At 52.6% G+C, this 21,294-nt stretch carries 19 protein-coding genes and 1 pseudogene; 13 read left to right on the forward strand and 7 right to left on the reverse strand.

Annotated features, from left to right (window positions below; all coding sequences use genetic code 11):
- Together N7387_RS19360 and N7387_RS19365 are read left to right on the forward strand one after the other, a co-directional pair.
- Positions 1 to 702: pseudogene (locus N7387_RS19360) on the forward strand (PAAR domain-containing protein); the annotation flags it as partial.
- Positions 702 to 1,130, forward strand: a complete 429-nt coding sequence (locus N7387_RS19365; protein ID WP_279800711.1) for a hypothetical protein — start codon at positions 702 to 704, stop codon at positions 1,128 to 1,130. The pseudogene N7387_RS19360 and the gene N7387_RS19365, both read left to right, overlap by 1 nt.
- A 440-nt stretch (positions 1,131 to 1,570) precedes the next feature.
- Here N7387_RS19365 and fis read toward each other — a convergent pair whose 3' ends face one another.
- The 6 genes from fis to aroQ form a co-directional block, all read right to left on the reverse strand.
- On the reverse strand, positions 1,571 to 1,867 hold the full coding sequence (gene fis, locus N7387_RS19370; protein ID WP_004240545.1) for a DNA-binding transcriptional regulator Fis: 297 nt from the start codon (positions 1,865 to 1,867) through the stop codon (positions 1,571 to 1,573).
- A 20-nt stretch (positions 1,868 to 1,887) separates the two neighbouring features.
- Positions 1,888 to 2,859 carry a tRNA dihydrouridine synthase DusB gene (dusB, locus tag N7387_RS19375; protein ID WP_274369656.1) on the reverse strand — a complete coding sequence of 324 codons (972 nt, stop codon included), beginning with the start codon at positions 2,857 to 2,859 and terminating at the stop codon, positions 1,888 to 1,890.
- A 290-nt stretch (positions 2,860 to 3,149) separates the two neighbouring features.
- Positions 3,150 to 4,034, reverse strand: coding sequence for a 50S ribosomal protein L11 methyltransferase (gene prmA / locus N7387_RS19380; RefSeq protein ID WP_025151863.1), 885 nt, complete (start codon positions 4,032 to 4,034; stop codon positions 3,150 to 3,152).
- 63 nt (positions 4,035 to 4,097) lie between these two features.
- Complete coding sequence (gene accC / locus N7387_RS19385; protein WP_025151862.1) at positions 4,098 to 5,447, reverse strand: acetyl-CoA carboxylase biotin carboxylase subunit; 1,350 nt, start codon at positions 5,445 to 5,447, stop codon at positions 4,098 to 4,100.
- 11 nt (positions 5,448 to 5,458) lie between these two features.
- A complete protein-coding gene (gene accB / locus N7387_RS19390; protein WP_004236288.1) occupies positions 5,459 to 5,920 on the reverse strand; it encodes an acetyl-CoA carboxylase biotin carboxyl carrier protein in 462 nt (153 codons plus the stop codon).
- A gap of 17 nt (positions 5,921 to 5,937) precedes the next feature.
- The gene (aroQ, locus tag N7387_RS19395) at positions 5,938 to 6,396 is read right to left on the reverse strand and encodes a type II 3-dehydroquinate dehydratase (RefSeq protein ID WP_279800712.1); all 459 of its coding nucleotides are present in this window, start codon (positions 6,394 to 6,396) and stop codon (positions 5,938 to 5,940) included.
- A 1,005-nt stretch (positions 6,397 to 7,401) separates the two neighbouring features.
- On the opposite strand from aroQ, the gene mreB reads away from it, so the two are divergent.
- The 10 genes from mreB (at position 7,402) to N7387_RS19445 (ending at position 19,209) form a co-directional block, all read left to right on the forward strand.
- On the forward strand, positions 7,402 to 8,445 hold the full coding sequence (mreB, locus tag N7387_RS19400; RefSeq protein ID WP_004236290.1) for a rod shape-determining protein MreB: 1,044 nt from the start codon (positions 7,402 to 7,404) through the stop codon (positions 8,443 to 8,445).
- 113 nt (positions 8,446 to 8,558) lie between these two features.
- Positions 8,559 to 9,671, forward strand: coding sequence for a rod shape-determining protein MreC (mreC, locus tag N7387_RS19405; RefSeq protein ID WP_279800713.1), 1,113 nt, complete (start codon positions 8,559 to 8,561; stop codon positions 9,669 to 9,671).
- Positions 9,668 to 10,156 carry a rod shape-determining protein MreD gene (gene mreD / locus N7387_RS19410; RefSeq protein ID WP_279800714.1) on the forward strand — a complete coding sequence of 163 codons (489 nt, stop codon included), beginning with the start codon at positions 9,668 to 9,670 and terminating at the stop codon, positions 10,154 to 10,156. Before mreC ends, mreD begins: the two co-directional genes overlap by 4 nt.
- A gap of 47 nt (positions 10,157 to 10,203) precedes the next feature.
- Entirely contained in the window at positions 10,204 to 10,815 is a 612-nt protein-coding gene (locus tag N7387_RS19415) for a Maf family protein (protein WP_279800715.1), read from the forward strand.
- On the forward strand, positions 10,812 to 12,281 hold the full coding sequence (gene rng, locus N7387_RS19420) for a ribonuclease G (RefSeq protein WP_262860969.1): 1,470 nt from the start codon (positions 10,812 to 10,814) through the stop codon (positions 12,279 to 12,281). The genes N7387_RS19415 and rng overlap by 4 nt, the downstream gene beginning before the upstream one ends.
- Before the next feature lie 78 nt (positions 12,282 to 12,359).
- Positions 12,360 to 16,139: an AsmA2 domain-containing protein YhdP gene (yhdP, locus tag N7387_RS19425; protein ID WP_279800716.1), complete on the forward strand. Its 3,780-nt coding sequence runs from the start codon at positions 12,360 to 12,362 to the stop codon at positions 16,137 to 16,139.
- Positions 16,136 to 16,993, forward strand: coding sequence for a deaminated glutathione amidase (gene nit1, locus N7387_RS19430; protein ID WP_025151854.1), 858 nt, complete (start codon positions 16,136 to 16,138; stop codon positions 16,991 to 16,993). Before yhdP ends, nit1 begins: the two co-directional genes overlap by 4 nt.
- 3 nt (positions 16,994 to 16,996) lie before the next feature.
- Positions 16,997 to 18,442 (forward strand): metalloprotease TldD, encoded by a 1,446-nt coding sequence (gene tldD, locus N7387_RS19435; RefSeq protein WP_025151853.1) that lies wholly within the window; start codon positions 16,997 to 16,999, stop codon positions 18,440 to 18,442.
- Positions 18,442 to 18,909 carry a ribonuclease domain-containing protein gene (locus N7387_RS19440; protein ID WP_279800717.1) on the forward strand — a complete coding sequence of 156 codons (468 nt, stop codon included), beginning with the start codon at positions 18,442 to 18,444 and terminating at the stop codon, positions 18,907 to 18,909. The genes tldD and N7387_RS19440 overlap by 1 nt, the downstream gene beginning before the upstream one ends.
- Before the next feature lie 3 nt (positions 18,910 to 18,912).
- Positions 18,913 to 19,209 (forward strand): barstar family protein, encoded by a 297-nt coding sequence (locus N7387_RS19445; protein WP_004236299.1) that lies wholly within the window; start codon positions 18,913 to 18,915, stop codon positions 19,207 to 19,209.
- On the opposite strand, the gene yjgA is transcribed toward N7387_RS19445, so the two are convergent.
- A complete protein-coding gene (yjgA, locus tag N7387_RS19450; protein ID WP_262882686.1) occupies positions 19,206 to 19,754 on the reverse strand; it encodes a ribosome biogenesis factor YjgA in 549 nt (182 codons plus the stop codon). The two genes, N7387_RS19445 and yjgA, sit on opposite strands and share 4 nt — an antisense overlap.
- A 172-nt stretch (positions 19,755 to 19,926) precedes the next feature.
- On the opposite strand from yjgA, the gene pmbA reads away from it, so the two are divergent.
- Positions 19,927 to 21,267: a metalloprotease PmbA gene (pmbA, locus tag N7387_RS19455; protein WP_279800718.1), complete on the forward strand. Its 1,341-nt coding sequence runs from the start codon at positions 19,927 to 19,929 to the stop codon at positions 21,265 to 21,267.
- Positions 21,268 to 21,294: the final 27 nt, after the last annotated feature.

The raw sequence follows: 21,294 nt of genomic DNA on the forward strand, positions 1-21,294 counted from the left end.
GTTATGGTGAATTATGGTGTGAATGGTAAGGATGTTGTTACCACGTCAATGATTCTTGTAAAACTCGGCGATCTTGGTATTCGGGCAACGGTTTATATCAATCATATAGGGACGGAACTCATTAAATTTACAGGTTATCCCGGAATAAGAAAAATACTCAATGCCCCTGTATTCAGATTAGATAATACAAGAGTTGTTGACCTTGGTATTGGTAAATATGGACTTACTAAGTCAATTATTGAAGGTGCGCGTTTGACGTTTTATGTTGCCGCAGCTTATCGTACACTTGATTATATATTGAATGATGAAACATCATTAGCAAAATTCATTGGTTCACTTTCAACTGATATAGTTAAATTGGGAATTGCGTCTGTTATTAGTTGGGGTGTGGGATCTTTGGCTATTGCTTATGTACCTTTTGTCGCAGTACCTCTGGTTGTTGTTGTTGGATTCGGTTTGTTTGCTGCATGGGGGCTAAATAAACTGGATGACAAGTTTGGAGTAACAGATCAGGTAGTTGCATACCTTGAAGCGGCACAGCAGGAGTTTGTTGAGAAAGCACGGGAAGTCGAAAAAGGAATTCTCGATCTTGGGTCTATGTATGCTGACAAAATGTTAGAGACAGGTAGGGAAGTTATTGTGAGTGAAATCAAAAGGTATGTACGAGATTCTATAGAAAAAGTAATCCCGAGGGGGTATTGATGTTCACCATTAGATTAAAAGCAATAGCATCTTCATTGGTTTTTTTAATAATAGGTATAGGGGCATTTTATTTTTCAATTATAGATATAATCGGGTATTTTGAATTTCAAGATGAAATAACTTATTCGTGGGGAGACTGTTTTGCCTTTGTTTTCTCTTTTGTTGTTTTTATTTTTTCATTATATCCAATATATGTGGCTTTTTATGGTTCTCCTATGCCAATATGTAAAGCAAAGAAAACCTATAAAATCGCTCTTGTTTTTTTTGTCGCTTCATTAGTTTCCCCGGTTATATTTTCATATGTTTATACAGGTAAATTAGAAAGCCTTGGTTATATAGCTTGTCGGGGTACTCCCTTAGGCTGGACACCTATGATGGCAACTAAATATGTCACTGATAAAAAACGCTGTTTAGCGCCTAAAAAATAAGTTAAAGCTTATTTTTCGGAATCCGCCTCTAAGATTTGGGGGCGGGTAATCCGGAAGGAGACAAGGCTCGGAATGAGCACGTTAAATAGTGAAAAATATAGACATTAAATCCTAACGTTTTTCGGTCGTCGCAATCCTAAGTTTTCCTAAGGTTTATTGCTCTGAATCTTTGGGAATCTTAAGTAATGTAAGTATCCCGGAAAAAAGACCCATTCACTTTCAGAGATCTTCATCCATTGATCTCCTCCCCAATTCAGCGCCAGGCTAAATCAGAGATCCGGAAGAGATCAAGATCAAGTTGACTACATAACAACTAGCAGTGTTCTCACCTTGTGGGAAGATTGCGTATTCGTGTGGCTTATGATGTATAAACATTAACAAAAAAGCCTTTTCCAAAATATAGAAAAGGCTTTTCGATTCAATGCATTGTACGGTACTACTTAGTTCATGCCGTATTTTTTCAGTTTTTTACGCAGAGTACCGCGGTTGATGCCCATCATCAGGGCAGCGCGGGTCTGGTTACCACGGGTGTATTGCATCACCATGTCCAACAATGGCTGTTCAACTTCAGCCAGTACCAGCTCATACAGTTCATTAACATCCTGACCGTTTAATTGAGCAAAATAGTTCTTCAGTGCTTGCTTAACTGAGTCACGTAACGGCTTTTGAGTTACCTGATCTTGTGAATTTACAGTAGCAACGGTTAGTACGTCAGAATTTACGCGTTGTTCGAACATAGTTCTGTCAGCTCTTTTCTTTATTTACGCAAAAAATTTTCAAAATATGCCTCCAACGCCTCCAGCTGTTCGCCGGCATCCTCAATGGCGTTGAATGTGCGCCGAAACTGAACATCAGGTGCATGTTCCTGCATATACCAGGAAACGTGCTTGCGGGCTATGCGGGCTCCCTTGCTTTGACCGTAAAAGTCGTGCAATTCCCGCACATGCTCGCACATTATGCGTTTCACCTCTGCACCGGGCAGGGGCGGCAACAGTTCGCCTGTGTCCAGATAGTGCTGGATTTCCCGGAAGATCCAGGGTCTTCCCTGAGCAGCACGACCAATCATCAGCGCGTCTGCGCCGGTGTAGTCCAGTACTGCCCTGGCTTTAAGCGGGTCAGTAATGTCGCCATTGGCAATAACCGGGATGGCAACAGTCTGCTTAACTGTCCGGATGTTGTCGTATTCGGCTTCCCCATTAAACAGACAGGCACGGGTCCTGCCATGGATCGTAAGAGCCTGAATACCGCAACGCTCGGCCAATTGGGCAATCGTGACACAGTTCCGTTCTTCCGGTGACCAGCCGGTGCGAATTTTCAGTGTGACAGGTACGTCCACCGCATTAACCACCGCGTTCAGAATCTCTTCCACCAGCGCCGGATAACGCAGCAGGGCGGAGCCTGCCAGCTTACGGTTCACTTTTTTGGCCGGACACCCCATATTGATATCGATGACCTGCGCACCACCGGCAACATTAATCTTTGCCGCAGCCGCCATTTCACCGGGATCATTACCGGCTATCTGCACAGAACGGATACCTGGCTCATCACTGTGTACCATGCGTAATCTCGATTTGTCCGTCTTCCAGACCTGCGGATTGGAAGAAAGCATCTCTGAGACGGCCATACCCGCACCCATTTCATAGCACAACGACCGGAAAGGCCGATCGGTGATGCCTGCCATAGGGGCCGCGATAAGGCGGTTTTTCAACTGGTATTGTCCGATACGCATAGACGAAGAAGTGTGGCCATACTGTGACTGCAAGGGCGCGTATATTACGCATTTTTTCAAAGATATGAAAGGACAAACTTTGAGCAAATCGACCTTTACGGCGAAATTTTTTTTATTGCTTTTTTCGGATTTTATTAATTAGTCTGTTGTAACAATAAGTTAGCTCAGAACAGCATACCGTGCGGTTTTATGATTTAATTTTCAGAATAAAATGCGTTTGCGTGAAATTGCTTAAAATATATTCACTGAATCACGCAAACGCACGATTTATATACCAAAAAGTAAGAATATCAGCCGCGTTTTGTGGCGGTGATCCGGCACCATTCTTCTTTTTCGGCAATCTCATCAATCTCAAAGGCGTCACGATAAGCCTCTGCCACGCCTTCCGCCTGGGTTGCGAGCACGCCGGATAATCCGAGTAATCCGCCGGCCTGCGGCAGCGCGCCGATCACCGGCGCCAGTTCACGCAGCGGACCGGCCAGGATATTGGCCACCACAACGTCCGCAGAGAGCGTCTGCGGCTTTTTATCAGAGAGGTAAAGGGTCAGCTTGTCTGAGACGCCGTTACGCTCTGCGTTGTCCCTGCTGGCCTGAATCGCCTGCGGGTCGATATCGATACCGATAGCTTCTTTGGCGCCCAGTTTGAGGGCGGCGATCGCCAGGATCCCGGAGCCGCAGCCGAAATCGATCACGGTTTTACCGTTCAGATCCAACCCGTCAAGCCATTCCAGGCACAGAGACGTGGTCGGATGGGTACCGGTACCGAATGCAAGACCCGGATCGAGCATCACATTGACCGCATCCGGGTCAGGGATTTCACGCCAGCTCGGGCAGATCCACAGACGCTGACCGAAACGCATCGGGTGGAAGTTATCCATCCACTCGCGTTCCCAGTCTTTGTCTTCAATCTGTTCGATTTTATGGACAAAGTGTTCGCCGAGCAGCGGGTGCTGCTGTAATTGCGCAACAACGGCTTTCATGTCTGTTTCAGCGTCATACAGGCCGATCACGTCGGTGTCGCCCCACAGGCGGGTTTCCCCCGGCAGCGGTTCAAAAATCGGGGTGTCGTGGCTGTCCTGAAAGGTGACGGAGACGGCACCGGTTTCAGTCAGTTCATCACCGATAACTTCGGCATCAGCACCGGTGGAATTTAAGCGTATTTGGATCCAGGGCATAACATACTCTTTATAAAAAAGCCCCTGTATAACAGGGGCCTGAGAAAGAAAAGCGACAGAAAATCAGACCTCGTGCAGGCCGAGTTTCTTCTCCAGATAATGGATGTTGGTGCCGCCTTTACAGAAGTTCTCATCATTCATAATCAGCTGGTGCAGCTCGATATTGGTTTTAATACCGTCGATAATCAGTTCCGCCAGCGCATTTTTCATACGGGCGATAGCAATTTCACGGGTTTCACCATAGGTGATGAGTTTACCGATCATGGAATCATAATACGGCGGCACAGTATAACCGGCGTAAATATGAGACTCCCAGCGGACACCGAAACCACCCGGAGAGTGGAAGCGGGTAATTTTGCCCGGGCTCGGCAAGAAGGTGTGCGGATCTTCGGCGTTGATACGGCATTCGATCGCGTGACCTTTGACTTTGATATCGTCCTGTTTCACAGAGAGCGGCAGGCCGGATGCGACACGCAGCTGCTCTTTGATCAGGTCAACACCGGTGATCATTTCAGTGACCGGGTGCTCTACCTGAATACGGGTGTTCATTTCGATGAAATAGAATTCGCCGTTTTCAAACAGGAACTCAAACGTACCGGCACCACGGTAGCCGATATCGATACAGGCTTTGGCACAACGTTCGCCGATGCTTTTGCGCAGCGCCGGGGTGATACCCGGTGCAGGGGCTTCTTCGACCACTTTCTGGTGACGGCGCTGCATGGAGCAGTCGCGTTCCGCCAGATAGATGGCGTTGCCCTGACCATCTGCCATCACCTGGATTTCAACGTGACGCGGGTTCTCAAGGAATTTTTCCATGTAAACCATGTCGTTGTTGAAAGCCGCTTTGGCTTCGGCTTTGGTCATTGCAATCGCTTCTTCCAGGTCTTCATCATTGCGGACAACGCGCATACCGCGTCCGCCGCCGCCGCCGGAGGCTTTGATGATGACCGGGAAACCGATACGTTTGGCAATGGTGTGGTTCAGCGGCATATCGTCGCTGAGCGGGCCGTCAGAGCCCGGTACACACGGAACGCCGGTTTCTTTCATCGCGCGGATAGCAGACACTTTGTCGCCCATCAGGCGGATGGTTTCAGCTTTCGGGCCGATAAACGTGAAGCCGGAGCGTTCAACCTGCTCGGCAAAATCAGCGTTTTCAGATAAGAATCCGTACCCCGGGTGGATGGCCTGTGCGCCGGAAATTTCAGCGGCAGAGATAATGGCCGGGATATTCAGATAACTTTTCGCAGAGGCCGCCGGACCGATACAGATGGTCTCGTCAGCCAGCAGAACGTGTTTTAAATCACGATCCGCGGAAGAGTGAACAGCGACCGCTTTGATCCCGAGCTCTTTACAGGCCCGCAGGATCCGCAGTGCAATTTCACCCCGGTTGGCAATAAGGATTTTTTCCAGCATGATTCGCCCCGTTATTCGATGACGACCAGTGGCTCGTCAAATTCGACAGCATCGCCGTCTTTTAACAGAATTGCTTTAACCACACCGGCTTTGTCAGCTTCGATCTGGTTCATCATTTTCATGGCTTCGACGATGCACAGGGTGTCACCGACGTTGACCTGTTTACCGACTTCAATAAAGGCTTTCGCATCCGGGCTTGGTGAGCGGTAGAACGTACCGACCATCGGAGAGCGGACCACATGACCGGCAATCTCTTTTTCCGGTGCCGGATCAGCCAGACCTGCGGATGGTGCCACAGCGGCTGCTAATGCAGGCTGCTGAACAGGTGCGCTGTATTGCTGTGGTACGGCCATAGCCTGAACCGGTAACGCGCGGCTGATGCGTACTGACTCTTCGCCTTCAGAAATTTCCAGCTCAGAAATACCGGACTCTTCGACCAGCTCGATCAGTTTTTTTATTTTACGAATATCCATGAGATGATTCCGTACTCTTAGTGTTGAGTTAATTGTGACAGACGGTGAACCGCTGCCTGTAAAGCATAACGGTAGCCTTCCGCACCCAGCCCGCAGATAACACCGGTGGCGATATCAGAGAGATAAGAGTGGTGACGGAACGGCTCCCGTGCGTGTACATTCGACAGATGGATCTCGATAAACGGGATGCTGACGGCCAGCAGGGCATCACGCAGAGCCACACTGGTGTGAGTGAGTGCAGCCGGGTTTATCAGAATAAAATCGGTGTTTCCCCGTGCAGCATGAATTCTGTCGATGAGTTCGTGCTCGGCGTTGGATTGCAGGTGGCTTAGTGTAACGCCACACTGACCGGCATCCCGGGTCAGCGTTGCAACGATATCCGCGAGCGTGAGCGTCCCGTATTTATCGGGTTCCCGCGTGCCCAGCAGGTTAAGATTCGGGCCGTTCAGTAACAAAATATGATAACTTTCGGTCATCCTGCCGGTATCTCCTGCAATCTAACGTAAACGCACAAGATAACGCGATGTTAATGCGTTGTCACCTTTTTCTCACCGCAGGCAATATTAATTTTTACAGAGGAAGGGCGACATTATAAACATTTCATTGCAGTTCGCAGCAAAATACTGGTCTGAACAGACCGGAACCGCGACAGGGCTGACCAGTTCATCATACGCATTATCTGAATATCCGGGGGAAATAACCGCCGTTTGCATCCATTTGCTGATAGTAGTCTGCCTGCCGGTTTTTTAACAGGCACGCCCGGACATCAGGGTGTTTTTCTGCCGGTGTGCTCACATAACCGGCATTCCGGAGGCGGATATTACGTAAGATGAACAGCGCAGAAATAAGCCGTTGTGAATAGTTGTCTGCCGTTGATGATGCGTTATAGTGCATCCGCGCCGGGAAATTGGCAAGTTCCGCAGATATTACGGCGGTCAATACGGACTGAGCGGGATATAACGGGGCTGTATCCGGGATACGGCTATTTATAGTTACGGCTATTTTGAGATTATTCTGAGTCAGTCGTGTTGCTTATTCATCATAATCCGGCGAATAACCCGGTGTTTTTGTCGTCTTATCGGGGATTAAGCCGCTTGTTTTAATGCGAGGATAGAAACAACGGGCGTCAGGCCGATTGTAAGATTGCGTATATTATATAGAATCCGGTTGAACTTGATGCATAGTTACCGGTCAACTGTTCGGAAGTTTGCAGGAATTAATGACGAAAAGAAGGCCGCAGCCGGATTTTTTACATTAATTTTAATCTGCCTGCGCGTATTTTATCAAATAAGTGAAAAAGTCTGCGTTTTTATGCAGCTTTATACTGCGCAGTATATAAAAATTATCTAGAATAGACCGCTCCCTGATGTGATGTGGACACGCTGCCGGCAAGGTGCAATCTGTGGCTTGTCGCAAAGAAACGTGGTTGGTAAAGTAGACGGGTTTTTCCCCGTCCCCGGCTTGCAGGATTATCCTTTTGTATGTTTAAAAAAATTCGTGGCATGTTTTCCAACGACTTGTCGATTGACCTGGGTACAGCCAATACCCTGATTTATGTCAAAGGACAAGGCATTGTTCTGGATGAACCGTCTGTCGTGGCTATCCGCCAGGATCGTCCGGGTTCAACCAAAAGTGTTGCTGCTGTTGGCCATGAGGCCAAACGCATGCTGGGTCGTACCCCCGGCAATATCGCAGCAATCCGTCCGATGAAAGACGGTGTTATCGCTGACTTTTTTGTGACCGAGAAAATGCTCCAGCATTTTATCAAACAGGTTCACAGTAACAGTTTTATGCGCCCGAGCCCGCGTGTTCTGGTGTGTGTGCCGGTCGGCGCAACCCAGGTTGAACGCCGTGCTATCCGTGAATCCGCGCTCAGCGCCGGTGCACGTGAAGTGTATCTGATTGAAGAGCCGGTTTCGGCGGCTATCGGTGCCGGTTTACCGGTATCAGAAGCGACCGGTTCCATGGTGGTGGATATCGGCGGCGGTACCACCGAAGTGGCGGTTATCTCCCTGAATGGTGTGGTGTATTCTTCGTCTGTCCGTATCGGCGGCGACCGTTTCGACGAAGCTATCATTAACTATGTGCGCCGTAACTATGGTTCACTGATTGGTGAAGCCACCGCAGAACGCATCAAACACGAAATCGGTTCGGCTTACCCGACTGACGAAGTGCTTGAAATTGAAGTCCGCGGCCGTAACCTGGCGGAAGGGGTTCCGCGCGGTTTCACCCTGAACTCCAACGAAATTCTGGAAGCCCTCCAGGAACCGCTGACCGGTATTGTCAGCGCAGTGATGCTGGCGCTGGAACAGTGCCCGCCGGAGCTGGCATCCGATATTTCCGAACGCGGAATGGTGCTGACCGGCGGTGGTGCGCTGCTGCGTAACCTGGATCGCCTGCTGATGGAAGAAACCGGGATTCCGGTGATCGTCGCGGAAGATCCGCTGACCTGTGTCGCCCGCGGCGGCGGCAAAGCTCTTGAGATGATCGATATGCACGGCAGCGATCTTCTCAGTGAAGAATAAGCGGACTCCCGTCCGTTCAATACTGCAGGCCGGGGGAGTCCGCTCCCCCTGCTCGCCGGATTCACACTCTGTCTTCCCGGACGGAATTACTGTAGTGCCTGATATCGCATCCTATGAAGCCGATTTTTAGCCGGGGGCCTTCCCTTCAGATTCGCATTATTGTTGCGGTTATTTTTGCCATCGGACTGATTGTGGTTGATAACCGGATTGATGCTTTTACCAAAATCCGTAACTATCTGGATACGGCGGTCAGCCCGTTCTATTTTTTAGCCAACGGCCCGCGTCAGTTACTGGACGGTATCTCTGATAATTTTGCCACCCGCGAACAGCTGGAATTTGAAAACCGTGCGCTGCGCCAGGAACTGCTGGTTAAAAGCAGTCAGAATCAGCTGCTTGAACAATTTAAGCAGGAAAATGCCCGGCTGCGGGAACTGCTTGGTTCACCGCTGCGTCAGGATGAGCACATGATGGTCACTCAGGTGATGGCGGGGGCCAATACCCCGTACCGTGACCAGGTCGTGATCGACAAAGGCAGCCGTGACGGCGTGTATGACGGCCAGCCGGTGATCAGTGATAAAGGTGTGGTGGGGCAGGTGATTGCCGTGTCCCAGTTAACCAGCCGCGTTCTGCTGATCTGCGATACCACCCACGCACTGCCGATTCAGGTGCTGCGTAACGATATTCGTGTCATTGCATCCGGTACCGGATGTAATGACGATTTACAGCTTGAACCTCTGCCGAACAATATTGATATCCGCGTGGGGGATGTGCTGGTCACATCCGGCCTCGGCGGTCGTTTCCCGGAAGGGTATCCGGTCGGGATCGTCTCTTCGGTGAAAGTGGATAATCAGCGCGCTTATACTATTATCAGTGCCAAACCAACAGCAGATCTTCAGCGTCTGCGTTATCTGCTCTTATTATGGGGCGGAGACAGCAACCCGCGTGACCCTTCCGGCCCGTCTGAAGTGTACCGCGCAGCCAATGAGCGTATTATGCAGGTGATGCCGCAGGTGATCCCATCCGTTGCGGCGCCGGAAACGGACCCGGCAGCGGTACTGCCGGACGCGCCGCCATCCTCCGCCGGTACGACACCGCCGAACTTGGCTAAGCCAAAGCCTGAACAGCCAAAACCGGCAGACAGCCCGGCCACTGCCGCACCTGCCGCTCAGGATCCGGCGGCGGATACCGCACCGGCCCGGCCGCTGAGGATGAGGCCGCAGCAATGAATACCTACCGGGGACAAAACCGGATTATTGTCTGGCTCTCCTTTCTGATAGCCCTGGTCCTGCAGATTATGCCCTGGCCGGAGCAGATTCAGTTTTACCGTCCGTCGTGGGCGATGCTGTTTCTGATCTACTGGGTGATGGCGCTGCCGCACCGGGTCAGTGTCGGCTCCGCTTTCTTTCTCGGTATGATTATTGACCTGATTGAAGGCTCCACACTGGGTGTACATGCCCTGAGTCTGTCTATCGTCGCTTATCTGGTCTCATTCAGACATCAGCTGCTGCGCAATATGGCGCTGTGGCAGCAGTCGCTGGTTATTATGGTGCTGTCAGTACTGATGCAGTTCTTTGTTTTCTGGTCAGAATTTCTGTTGTCCGATATTGTGTTTCATCCGGAAGTCTTCTGGAACAGTCTGGTCAATGGTATCTTATGGCCATGGATTTTTTTATTACTGCGTGAAACCCGCCGTCACTTTTCTGTTCATTAATCAGGGAACGGCGGCGTGATACGTGAACAAAACGTCAGGACCTCTGAATGCTGCCGATTTACCTTGCTTCAACCTCTCCCCGCCGCCGGGAACTTATCCGGCTGCTGAATGTTCAGTGTGAAACACTTTCCCCCTGTATTGATGAAGTCCACCGTGACGGTGAACCCGCAGCGGATTACGTGGTACGTCTGGCGCGGGAAAAAGCACAGGCCGGTGTGGCGCTGGCTGCAGAAGATCGTCCGGTTATCGGCTCTGATACCATTGTGGTACTCGGCGGTGATATTCTGGAGAAACCCCGTGATGCGGCACATGCCTTTGCCATGCTCAGTGCATTATCCGGCTGTACCCATCAGGTGATGACGGCGGTCGCGGTTTCTGATCGTTTCCGGACACTGAGTACATTGATTGTGACGGATGTGACATTCCGCCGGTTATCAGATGACGAAATAAACGAGTATATTCAGACAGGTGAACCGATGGACAAAGCCGGTGCGTACGGCATCCAGGGCCCGGGCGGGCGCTATGTCCGCAAAATTAACGGTAGCTATCATGCTGTGGTGGGATTACCGTTAGTGGAGACCGAAGAATTAATTAAGCGGTACACGGATACCCTGAACGGGGTTGTACCGGAACATATTGACGGGAAAGAAATACCATGACAGCCGAGCTATTAGTCAACGTGACCCCGTCTGAAACACGGGTCGCTTATATTACCGGCGGGATCCTTCAGGAAATTCATATTGAGCGCGAGGCTAAACGCGGTATCGTCGGCAATATCTATAAAGGGCGTGTGAGCCGGGTGCTGCCCGGAATGCAGGCGGCCTTTATCGATATTGGCCTGGATAAAGCAGCCTTTCTGCATGCCTCGGATATTATTCCGCACACGGAATGTATTTCCGGGGATGAAAAAGAGAAATTCCGCACCCGTGATATCGGGGAACTGGTCCATCAGGGGCAGGATCTTATTGTGCAGGTGGTCAAAGATCCGCTGGGTACCAAAGGCGCGCGTCTGACCACCGATATCACGCTGCCTTCCCGCTACCTGGTCTTTATGCCGGGCGCGTCTCATGTCGGGGTTTCCCAGCGCATTGAGAGTGAAGAAGAGCGTGAGCGCCTGAAAAACATTGTGGCGGGTTATTGTGATGAGGACGGCGGTTTTATTATCCGCACGGCGGCGGAAGGCGTCGGGGAAGAAGAACTGACCTCTGATGCCGCGTTTCTGCGCCGGTTGTGGACCAAGGTTATCCAGCGCAAAAAACGCAATACCACCCGCACCAAAATCTACGGTGAACTGGCGCTGGCGCACCGCATTCTGCGGGATTTTGCCGGTGAGTCACTCGACCGCATCCGGATTGATTCCCGGCTGAGCTTCAAAGAGTTACAGGAATTTGTGGATGATTACATCCCGGAAATGACCGCCAAACTGGAGTTGTACCAGGGAAGTCAGCCGATTTTTGACCTCTACGATACTGAAAATGAAATTCAGCGGGCGATGGAGCGCAAGGTTGAAATGAAGTCAGGCGGATACCTGATTATCGACCAGACTGAGGCGATGACCACCATCGATATCAACACCGGCGCGTTTGTCGGGCACCGCAATCTGGAAGAAACCATTTTCAATACCAATATCGAGGCCACACAGGCGATTGCGCGGCAGTTACGTCTGCGTAACCTCGGTGGTATTATTATCATTGATTTCATTGATATGATCGATGATGACCACCGCCGCCGGGTGCTGAGTTCGCTGGAGCTGGCGCTGGCCAAAGATCGTGTGAAAACCACCATCAACGGTTTTTCTCAGCTCGGGCTGGTGGAGATGACCCGCAAGCGCACGCGGGAGAGCCTTGAACATGTCCTGTGCGAGAAGTGCCCGACCTGTCAGGGGCGCGGCAGTGTCCGCTCGGTGGAAACGGTCTGCTATGAAATTCTGCGTGAAATTGTCCGCGTGCACCACCTGCTGGATGTTGACCGCTTCCTCGTCTATGCCTCACCGGCAGTGACTGAGGCATTGCAGGGAGATGAATCCCATGCACTGGCAGAGGTGGAGATTTTTGTCGGTAAACAGGTTCAGGTTCGCGCAGAACCGCTCTACAGTCAGGAACATTTTGATGTCGTTATGATGTAATTCATTGGCGGTACACTGCCGGATATAAGCGGATATCCGGTTCCGCCGGCCTTGACAGCTGCAGGAGAAGGAGAGCCAGTGAGGCGACTGCCCGGGATTTTACTGACATGTGTGATTGTAATCGTGATTGCTGCGGCACTGGTGCTCGGCGGTCTGCGCTATCTGCTGCCTCAGATTAATGAATACCGCCCGCAGATCGAACAAAAACTCTCGCAGATGACCGGTGCCACGGTCAGAATCGGGGAAATCAGCGGCCGCTGGCAGGGATTCGGCCCGGCGCTGACACTCCGTGACCTGACGGTTACCGCCCCGGACGCAGACATTTCAGCTGAAAAAATCGACCTCTCTCTGGATATCTGGCGGACACTGTTCCGTTTTCAGGTCAGTTTCTGTGATCTGACATTCTGGCATATGACGCTGGATTACAAACAGCCGCTGAGCAGTGACGGCAGCAGCATTGAAACGGATGATGCTCTGTCCGGACTCTGGCTGGAGCGCTTTGATAATTTTGATCTGCGCGACAGTGAAATCCGTTTTCTTACACCGTCCGGCGATCCCGCCACGTTGCTGGTTTCCCGTCTGTCATGGCTCAATCAGAGCAAACGCCACCGCGCCCAGGGGGAGATCAGTCTCTCCTCGGTGAATAACCCGCGCGGCTGGCTGCAGGTGCGTCTGGATCTGCGTGATGTTAACGGACTGCTGGATGAGGGAACGGTCTATCTCCAGGCGGATGATATTGATATGACACCGTGGTTCAGCCGCTGGCTGCGCGATAACACCGGGCTGAACAAGGCCGGTTTCAGCCTGGCCGGGTGGATGACGGTGGAGAAGGGGACGATAACCCGGGGCCTGGTCAGACTGAACTCCGGTGAGGCGGACTGGCTGGTCGGTAAGGACACGCACACCCTGGAAGTTCAGGATCTGCTGGTGCAGATGCGCCGCCAGGGGGAAGGCTGGCTGTTTAATATCCCGGATCTGCTGAACCTGAAAACTGACGGACAGCAGTGGCCGGAGGGCAGTCTGTCTCTGCTTTATATCCCGGCATCGGCTAAATACGGCGGCAATCCGCATCTGCGTATCCGTGCCAATGATATTGAGCTGGCACGTCTGAGCAGTATTGTGCCGACATTCTCTTTCCTCACCAATGATATTGTCAAAGCCTGGCAGGAGCGCGAGCCGTCAGGTCTTATCCGTGATTTTGCTCTTGATATCACCCCTGCTGCCCCGGAAAACCTCGAACTGGATGTTTCCTGGCAGGATGTCAGCTGGAAAGCCCGGGAAGAATTACCGTCAGTATCCCATTTCAGCGGCGTATTGCGCGGCGGACAGTCACGCGGCATTCTGCGTTTTGCCCTCGATGACAGTGTACTGGACTACCGCCCGATGTTTACCGCACCGCTGGCGGTATCAGAAAGCCGCGGACAGGTGCAGTGGCGTAATACCGGCGGCAACTTCAGCCTCTGGAGTGATAATTTAGATCTGCAATCCGGCGCACTGCGGGCGAACGGCAACTTCCGTTATCAGCATGATAAGGACAGGCCGCCGTCACTCGGTATCCTCGGCGGCGTGACGCTGACAGATGCCGGGGAAGCCTGGCGCTATTTTCCTGTGCCGCTGATGGGGGAATTCCTGAGCGAATACCTGACGCAGGCGCTGATTGCCGGGAAAGCGGAAAATGCCACTGTGATATTTCAGGGCAACCCGGCGGACTTTCCGTTCCGTAAAAACGAAGGGCAGTTTCAGATTTGGGTGCCGCTGCGTGACGCCACCTTTAAATATGATCCGGAATGGCCGGCGCTTATCAACATGGATGCGGATCTGAATTTCCATAACCAGGGGCTGTGGATCAGTGCGCAGGAAGCAAAACTGGGCGAGGCTACCGCCCGTAATCTGAAAGCGGATATTCCGGATTTTACGGTTGAGCACCTGTATATTCAGTCCGATATTGAAGGTAAAGGCGAATCGCTGGGCAGGTATTTTGATGAAACCCCGATGAAGGGGTCTATCGGTAATACCCTGGCGCAGCTGAAAATCGGCGGAGAGGTGACCGGTGATCTTAAACTGGAAATCCCGCTTAACGTCAATGAGATGGTGCGGGCAACCGGGCATGTTAATCTGAAAAATAATGATATTGATGTGGTGCCGCTCGGCAGCACACTCAAAAATGTCAGCGGACAGTTCCGCTTTGATAACGGTGACCTGGAAAGTGACCGTATCACGGCACACTGGTTCGGGCAGCCGCTGAATATCCGCTTTACCACCAAAGAAAACCCGTCTGATTTCGCCGTCAATATCGATCTGGACGCTGACTGGCAAATGAAGGGCATAGACGGGATACCGGCGGCGATAAAACAGCACGTAACGGGGTCGTTCCCGTGGACGGGGGATGTGAAGATTACCCTGCCGCAGAAAGGGGAAATGCGTTATACCGTGGATCTGGAGGGTCAGACCGGCAAACTGACCAGCAGCTCTTTACCGGCTGTCCGGCGCTGGGCCGCGGAGAGCGGCACCCTGAATGTGCATGCCAGCGGGACAGAACACACCCTGAAAGCCGGAGGAACCGTCGGTAAATCGTTCAGCGTTCTGACGGACTGGCGCCTCGGCGATATCCTCACGCTTAATGGTGCGGTAATCGTTCCGGGCACAAAAGTGCCGGAGAAAGTTACCCCGGATGTCATCAGTATTGCCCTGCCGCCGATCAGCGGTGAAGAGTGGGTCGGCGCGCTGGCGGTTGCCGGTCAGAATCATCAGCAGTCTGCCGCACTGAAACTGCCGGGGAATATTGATATTTCCGCGCCTTATGCGGACTTCGCCGGACAGCGCTGGAATCAGATAAAACTGCGCATTCATCCGCAGGAAAATGGCTGGCTGCTCAGCTCAGACAGTCAGGAGCTGCGCGGGGATGTCCGTATTCCGGCCTCCGGGCCATGGCAGGCGAGTATCGATTATCTCTACTATAATCCGGAGTCGATTCAGAACGCCCTGCCGGAATCACAGCGCAATGAAACCACCAAAACGGATTACCGTGTCGGCAGCTGGCCTGCGGTCACGCTGCGCTGTGAAGCCTGCTGGGTGAGCGGTCTGAATATCGGTACGGTGAATGCGAAAGTCTGGCCGGACAATAATTCACTGGTGCTGGATGCGGCAACAGTCAAAAACAGTGCCAGTGAACTGACCCTCAGCGGTCGCTGGGATGCCGGACCTGCGCCGCTGTCGCACTTTAAAGGGCAGTTTAAGGGGCCGGTCTTTGATAATATGGCGGCGTATTTCGGGGTACTGGTGCCTATCACCGGCTCACCGTTTACTGTGGATTTTGACCTGAACTGGCGGGATGTTCCGTGGTCGCCGGATGTGGCAACCCTGAACGGCATCATCAGCACGTCGCTCGGTAAAGGAGCGATTGAGCGGATGGGCGGCGGTAACGCCGGTAAACTGCTGCGGCTCGTCAGTTTTGATGCGTTACTGCGCAAATTACAGCTCGATTTTACGGATACCTTCAGCAATGATTTCGTTTTTGACAGCATACGTGGCAAAGGCGTGATAAAAGAGGGTGTTTTAAAGACAACCGATACCCGCGTGGACGGATTAATTGCGGATATCAGCTTTAGCGGTTCAGTTTATCTTGTGGAGCGTCGTATTGATATGTCGGTGGTTGTCACACCGGAACTCTCTGCGACGGTCGGGGTGGCGACAGCCTTTGTGGTTAACCCGATAGCCGGAGCGGCAGTCTTTGTGGCGAGTAAGGTACTCGGCCCGCTCTGGAGTAAAATTTCGGTGATACGGTATCACCTGAGCGGTAGTTTAGAAGAGCCGAAGATAGATGAAGTTTTGCGTCAGTTAAAGGAGACCCGGGAATGAAAAACGCAAATGTGGCTTTATTGCAGCTGTGCAGCGGCACAAATATTAAACACAATTTGGCGCAAATCGAACAACAGATCAAACAACTGCCTGATAATATCAAACTGGTGATGACACCGGAAAATGCGCTGATTTTTGCATCAGGCAACACCTATCAGAAATATGCGGAAGTGCAGGGCGAAGGCCCGCTGCAGTCAGCCGTCGCTGACATGGCGCGCCGCTACGGGGTGTGGATCCTGGTCGGCTCAATGCCGCTGATCAGCCGCGAAGACCCGGCGCGCATCACCAGCAGCAGCCTGCTGTTTGATGATAAAGGGGAAATCAAAGCCCGTTATGACAAAATTCACATGTTTGATGTGAATATCGATGATGAGCAGGGTTCATACAATGAATCAAAAATCTTCCAGCGCGGCGAGCACATCACCGTGGTGGATACCCCGGTTGGTCGTCTCGGTATGACCATCTGTTATGATCTGCGTTTCCCGGGGCTGTTCCAGGCACTGCGTGAGCAGGGCGCGGAGATTATCTCTGTTCCGGCGGCCTTTACCCGGCTGACCGGCAAATCTCACTGGGAGCCGCTGCTGCGTGCCCGTGCGATTGAAAACCAATGCATTATCCTGGCGCCGGCACAGGTCGGTGTGCACGGCACCCGCCGCACATGGGGACATACCATGGCGGTTGACGGCTGGGGCAAAGTGATGAAGAAAAACACGGATGCGGTGGCCGCCATCGGCGTTGATATCCGTCCGGACAGCTTAACCTCAATGCGTGAACAGATCCGCGTGGTGAAACATAACCGTTTCCGCCCGCAGCTGACCTCACTGATTGAGAAAAACACCACAGGTAAAGAGTAAATTATGAGTTTTTCAACTGTCAGTAATCATTTGCTGACCGCCCATGATCTTGACGAACAGGATCTCTTTTCTGTCCTCACACAGTTAGCAGATCGCCATATTGATTATGGCGATCTGTATTTTCAGAGCAGTTTTCATGAAGCCTGGGTGCTGGAAGATAAAATTATCAAAAACGGCTCTTACAATATTGACCAGGGTGTCGGGATCCGCGCCGTCAGCGGCGAGAAAACCGGCTTTGCCTATGCGGATCAGATAAGCCTGACCGCATTACAGCAGAGTGCCTCCGCCGCCCGCAGTATTGTCCGTGAGCAGGGTAACGGACAGGTGCAGAGCCTGCACCGTGTCAATAACACGGCACTCTATGCCGCGCTCGATCCGCTGCGTGCAATGCCGCGCGAGGAAAAAATCGCACTGCTGCATCGTCTTGACCGTGTGGCACGGGCGGAAGATCCGCGTGTGCAGGAAGTGAATGCCAGCCTGACCGGTGTGTATGAAGAAGTGCTGGTGGCTGCCACTGACGGCACACTGGCAACGGATATCCGTCCGCTGGTGCGCCTGTCTGTCAGTGTGCTGGTGGAAGAGGACGGCAAACGCGAACACGGCGGCAGCGGCGGCGGCGGTCGTTTTGGTTATGAATATTTCCTCGGTACGGAAGACGGTGAGATCCGCGCAGACCATTTTGCCCGTGAAGCGGTGCGCATGGCACTGGTGAATCTCTCTGCCGTTGCGGCACCGGCCGGATCAATGCCGGTTGTGCTGGGCGCGGGCTGGCCGGGCGTATTACTGCATGAAGCGGTCGGTCATGGCCTGGAAGGGGATTTCAACCGCCGTGGTGCATCGGTATTCAGCGGAAAAATCGGTCAGCAGGTCACATCATCACTCTGTACCATTGTTGATGACGGTACTATCGGCGATCGCCGCGGTTCACTGGCAATTGATGACGAAGGTGTACCGGGACAGTATAACGTCCTGATCGAAAACGGTATTCTGAAAGGTTATATGCAGGATAAGCTCAACGCCCGTCTGATGGGGGTTGACCCGACCGGTAACGGCCGCCGTGAATCCTATGCTCATCTGCCGATGCCGCGCATGACCAACACCTATATGCTGGCGGGGGAATCATCACCGGAAGCGATTATCGCCAGTGTGAAAAACGGCCTGTATGCCCCGAATTTCGGCGGTGGTCAGGTGGATATCACCTCCGGTAAGTTTGTGTTCTCGACATCTGAAGCGTATCTCATTGAAAACGGTAAGATTACCAAACCGGTAAAAGGCGCGACACTGATTGGCTCCGGTATTGAGGCCATGCAGCAGGTCTCGATGGTCGGTAATGACCTGAAACTGGATAAAGGTGTCGGTGTGTGCGGTAAAGAAGGCCAGAGCGTGCCGGTGGGTGTCGGTCAGCCGACCCTGAAACTGGACAGCATTACTGTCGGCGGAACGGCCTGATGATGAAAAAATACGGCACGCTGGTGATTGTTCTGATTGTGGCGGTCTCTGCCTGGCTGGCAGGGTTACCGGGGCAGTTTATCGATACCCGTCCGTCAGAGCCGGTACCGCAGCAGACAGAGCAGCCGCAGAGCATTGATGCGTTGACAGCACAGGCACGGGTGGTCAGCTATGTGCAGCAGCACCAGCGTCTGCCGGATTACTATGTGACGAAAAAAGCCGCCCGTAATGCGGGCTGGCAGCCGTCAAAAGGCAATCTCTGTGAGGTGATGCCGGGTAAGGCTATCGGCGGTGACCGTTTCGGCAACCGGGAAAAAGGGTTGCCGGATGCACCATCACGGCAGTGGTTTGAAGCGGATATTAACTATAACTGCGGTCATCGCGGCAGTGATCGTCTGCTTTACTCCAGTGACGGGCTGATTTATGTCACCACCGATCATTACCGTTCATTTCAGCAGGCCAATTAATCCATGACACCTGATATCAGCATTGTGCGTTTTGATTTCCGTACCATCCGGACAACAGACGATTTTTATCAGCAGTTCAGTGATAAATTTCAGCTGCCGTACTTCGGGTGTAACACGGATGCACTGTGGGACATGCTGACAGGCGGGATTGATCTGCCGGTGATACTGGCGTTTGAACATATTACCGCACGGCAGCGGCGGCTGTTTTCAGCCATTATCGGCACCTGCCGGGATGCGGAGGAAGAGTGGCCGGGGGATATTCAGCTGGTGCTGACCCCCCTGACCATGACGGCGGATTAAGCGCTTTCTGCCAGTTCTTTCAGATACTGGAACAGCTGGCGGTAAGCTTTCGGCGGTTTATTGCCTTCGCGCTCTTTTTTCGCATTGCGGATAAGCGTACGCAGCTGCTGGCGATCAAGGTGCGGGAACAGCGCAACGGCTTCTTCCGTCACGGTATCATCACCGCTGACCAGGCGTTCGCGCAGATCTTCGAGTTTATGCAGCAGGACAACCTGCTGGTTATGGCGGTTTTTCAGTTTGTCGAGTGCCGTGGTAATCGGCTCCGGGTCACGGGCCCGCAGCAGTTTACCGATGAGCTGTAACTGACGGCGCAGGCCTTCGCGCTTGATTTTTTGTGCAAGCAGGATGGCCTCGAGCAGCTGTTCATCCAGCGGAATACGTTCCAGCTGGGTCTTGCTCAGTGCAACCAGTTCAGCGCCGAGTTTTTTCAGGACTTCCGCATCGCGTTTAATTTCGCTTTTGCTGACCCAGATTATCTCGTCATCCTCTTCCTCCTGAGGAAGTGCGTCGGGTTCTTCAAACCAGTCTTCAGGCTGCTTTGCCATAATAGTATTTCCTGTGGCGAAACACAGAGCGGCGGGTGCCGGATGATCTCTGTGTTTGTGAGTGTTAACATTTGATTATTGCGTATTGTAACCGGGGAAAAGGCCGGATAACACCTATTCAGCTGTCTGATTAGCTGACGGCCCCTTAATTTATTGAATTGGAACCTGATTGATGAATATCACTTCTCAGATTATGGCGCAGCGTACGCGCCTGGAACAAGCGGTTTCGCAGGCACTGAGTATTGCACAGAAAGGGTGTGACAGCGCCGAGGTTGCTGTCAGCCGGACCACCGGGATGAGTGTGAGCACCCGTATGGGTGAGGTGGAGAATGTCGAGTTTAACAGTGACGGCGCACTGGGGATCACGGTGTATCATAACCAGCGCAAAGGCAGTGCATCCTCCACCGATTTAAGCGAAGAGGCGATTGCCCGTACCGTACAGGCGGCGATCGACATTGCGAAATATACATCTGAAGATCCGTGTTCGGGCCCGGCAGATCGCGATTTGCTGGCTTTCGAGGCACCGGATCTGCAACTGTTTTATCCGTCCGAAGTGAGTGCTGACCAGGCGATCGACTACGCCGCCAATGCGGAAAAAGCGGCACTGAGTGCCGACCCGCGCATCACCAACACAGAAGGCGGCAGCTTTAACAGCCATTACGGCATCCGTGTGTTCGGTAACACGCTGGGTATGCTGCAAAGCTACTGCAGCAGCCGTCACTCCATGTCCGCCTGTGTGATCGCGGAAGAGAACGGCGATATGGAGCGTGATTACGCTTACACCATTGCCCGTAAGCTGGATGACCTGAAATCCGCACAGTGGGTGGGGGAAGAGTGTGCCCGGCGGACGTTGTCCCGTCTCGCACCGCGCAAACTGGCAACACAGAAAGCGCCGGTGATTTTTGCCCCGGAAGTGGCAACCGGCCTGTTCGGGCATCTGGTCGGGGCGATCAGCGGCACCTCCGTATACCGCAAATCCACTTTCCTGCTCGACAGCCTCGGCAAACAGATCCTGCCGGACTGGCTGACTATCCGCGAACTGCCGCATGTGATCGGCGGCCTGGCCTCCGCCCCGTTTGACAGCGAGGGGGTCCGCACAGAAGATCGCCTGATTATCGAAAACGGTGTGCTGAATAGCTGGCTGATGACCACCTACGCTGCCCGTAAACTGGGCCTGAAAAGCACCGGTCACGCAGGCGGTATTCACAACTGGCACATTGCCGGTCAGGGGCTGGGGTTTGACGACATGCTCAGAGAGATGGGTACCGGTCTGGTGGTGACCGAGCTGATGGGACAGGGTGTCAGCGGTATTACCGGTGATTACTCCCGTGGCGCATCGGGTTTCTGGGTGGAAAACGGCGAGATTCAGTATCCGGTCAGTGAAATCACCATTGCCGGCAACCTGAAAGACATGTGGGCCAACATTATTGCCACCGGCGACGATATTGAAACCCGCAGCAATATTCAGTGCGGCTCAGTCTGGCTGCCGGAAATGAGTATTGCGGGTCAGTAAGTGTTTTAGTGCATTAAAAACCCTGAC

Origin of the sequence: Morganella sp. GD04133, assembly GCF_029835375.1 — a bacterium.
In the GTDB taxonomy this organism is placed as follows: domain Bacteria; phylum Pseudomonadota; class Gammaproteobacteria; order Enterobacterales; family Enterobacteriaceae; genus Morganella; species Morganella morganii_B.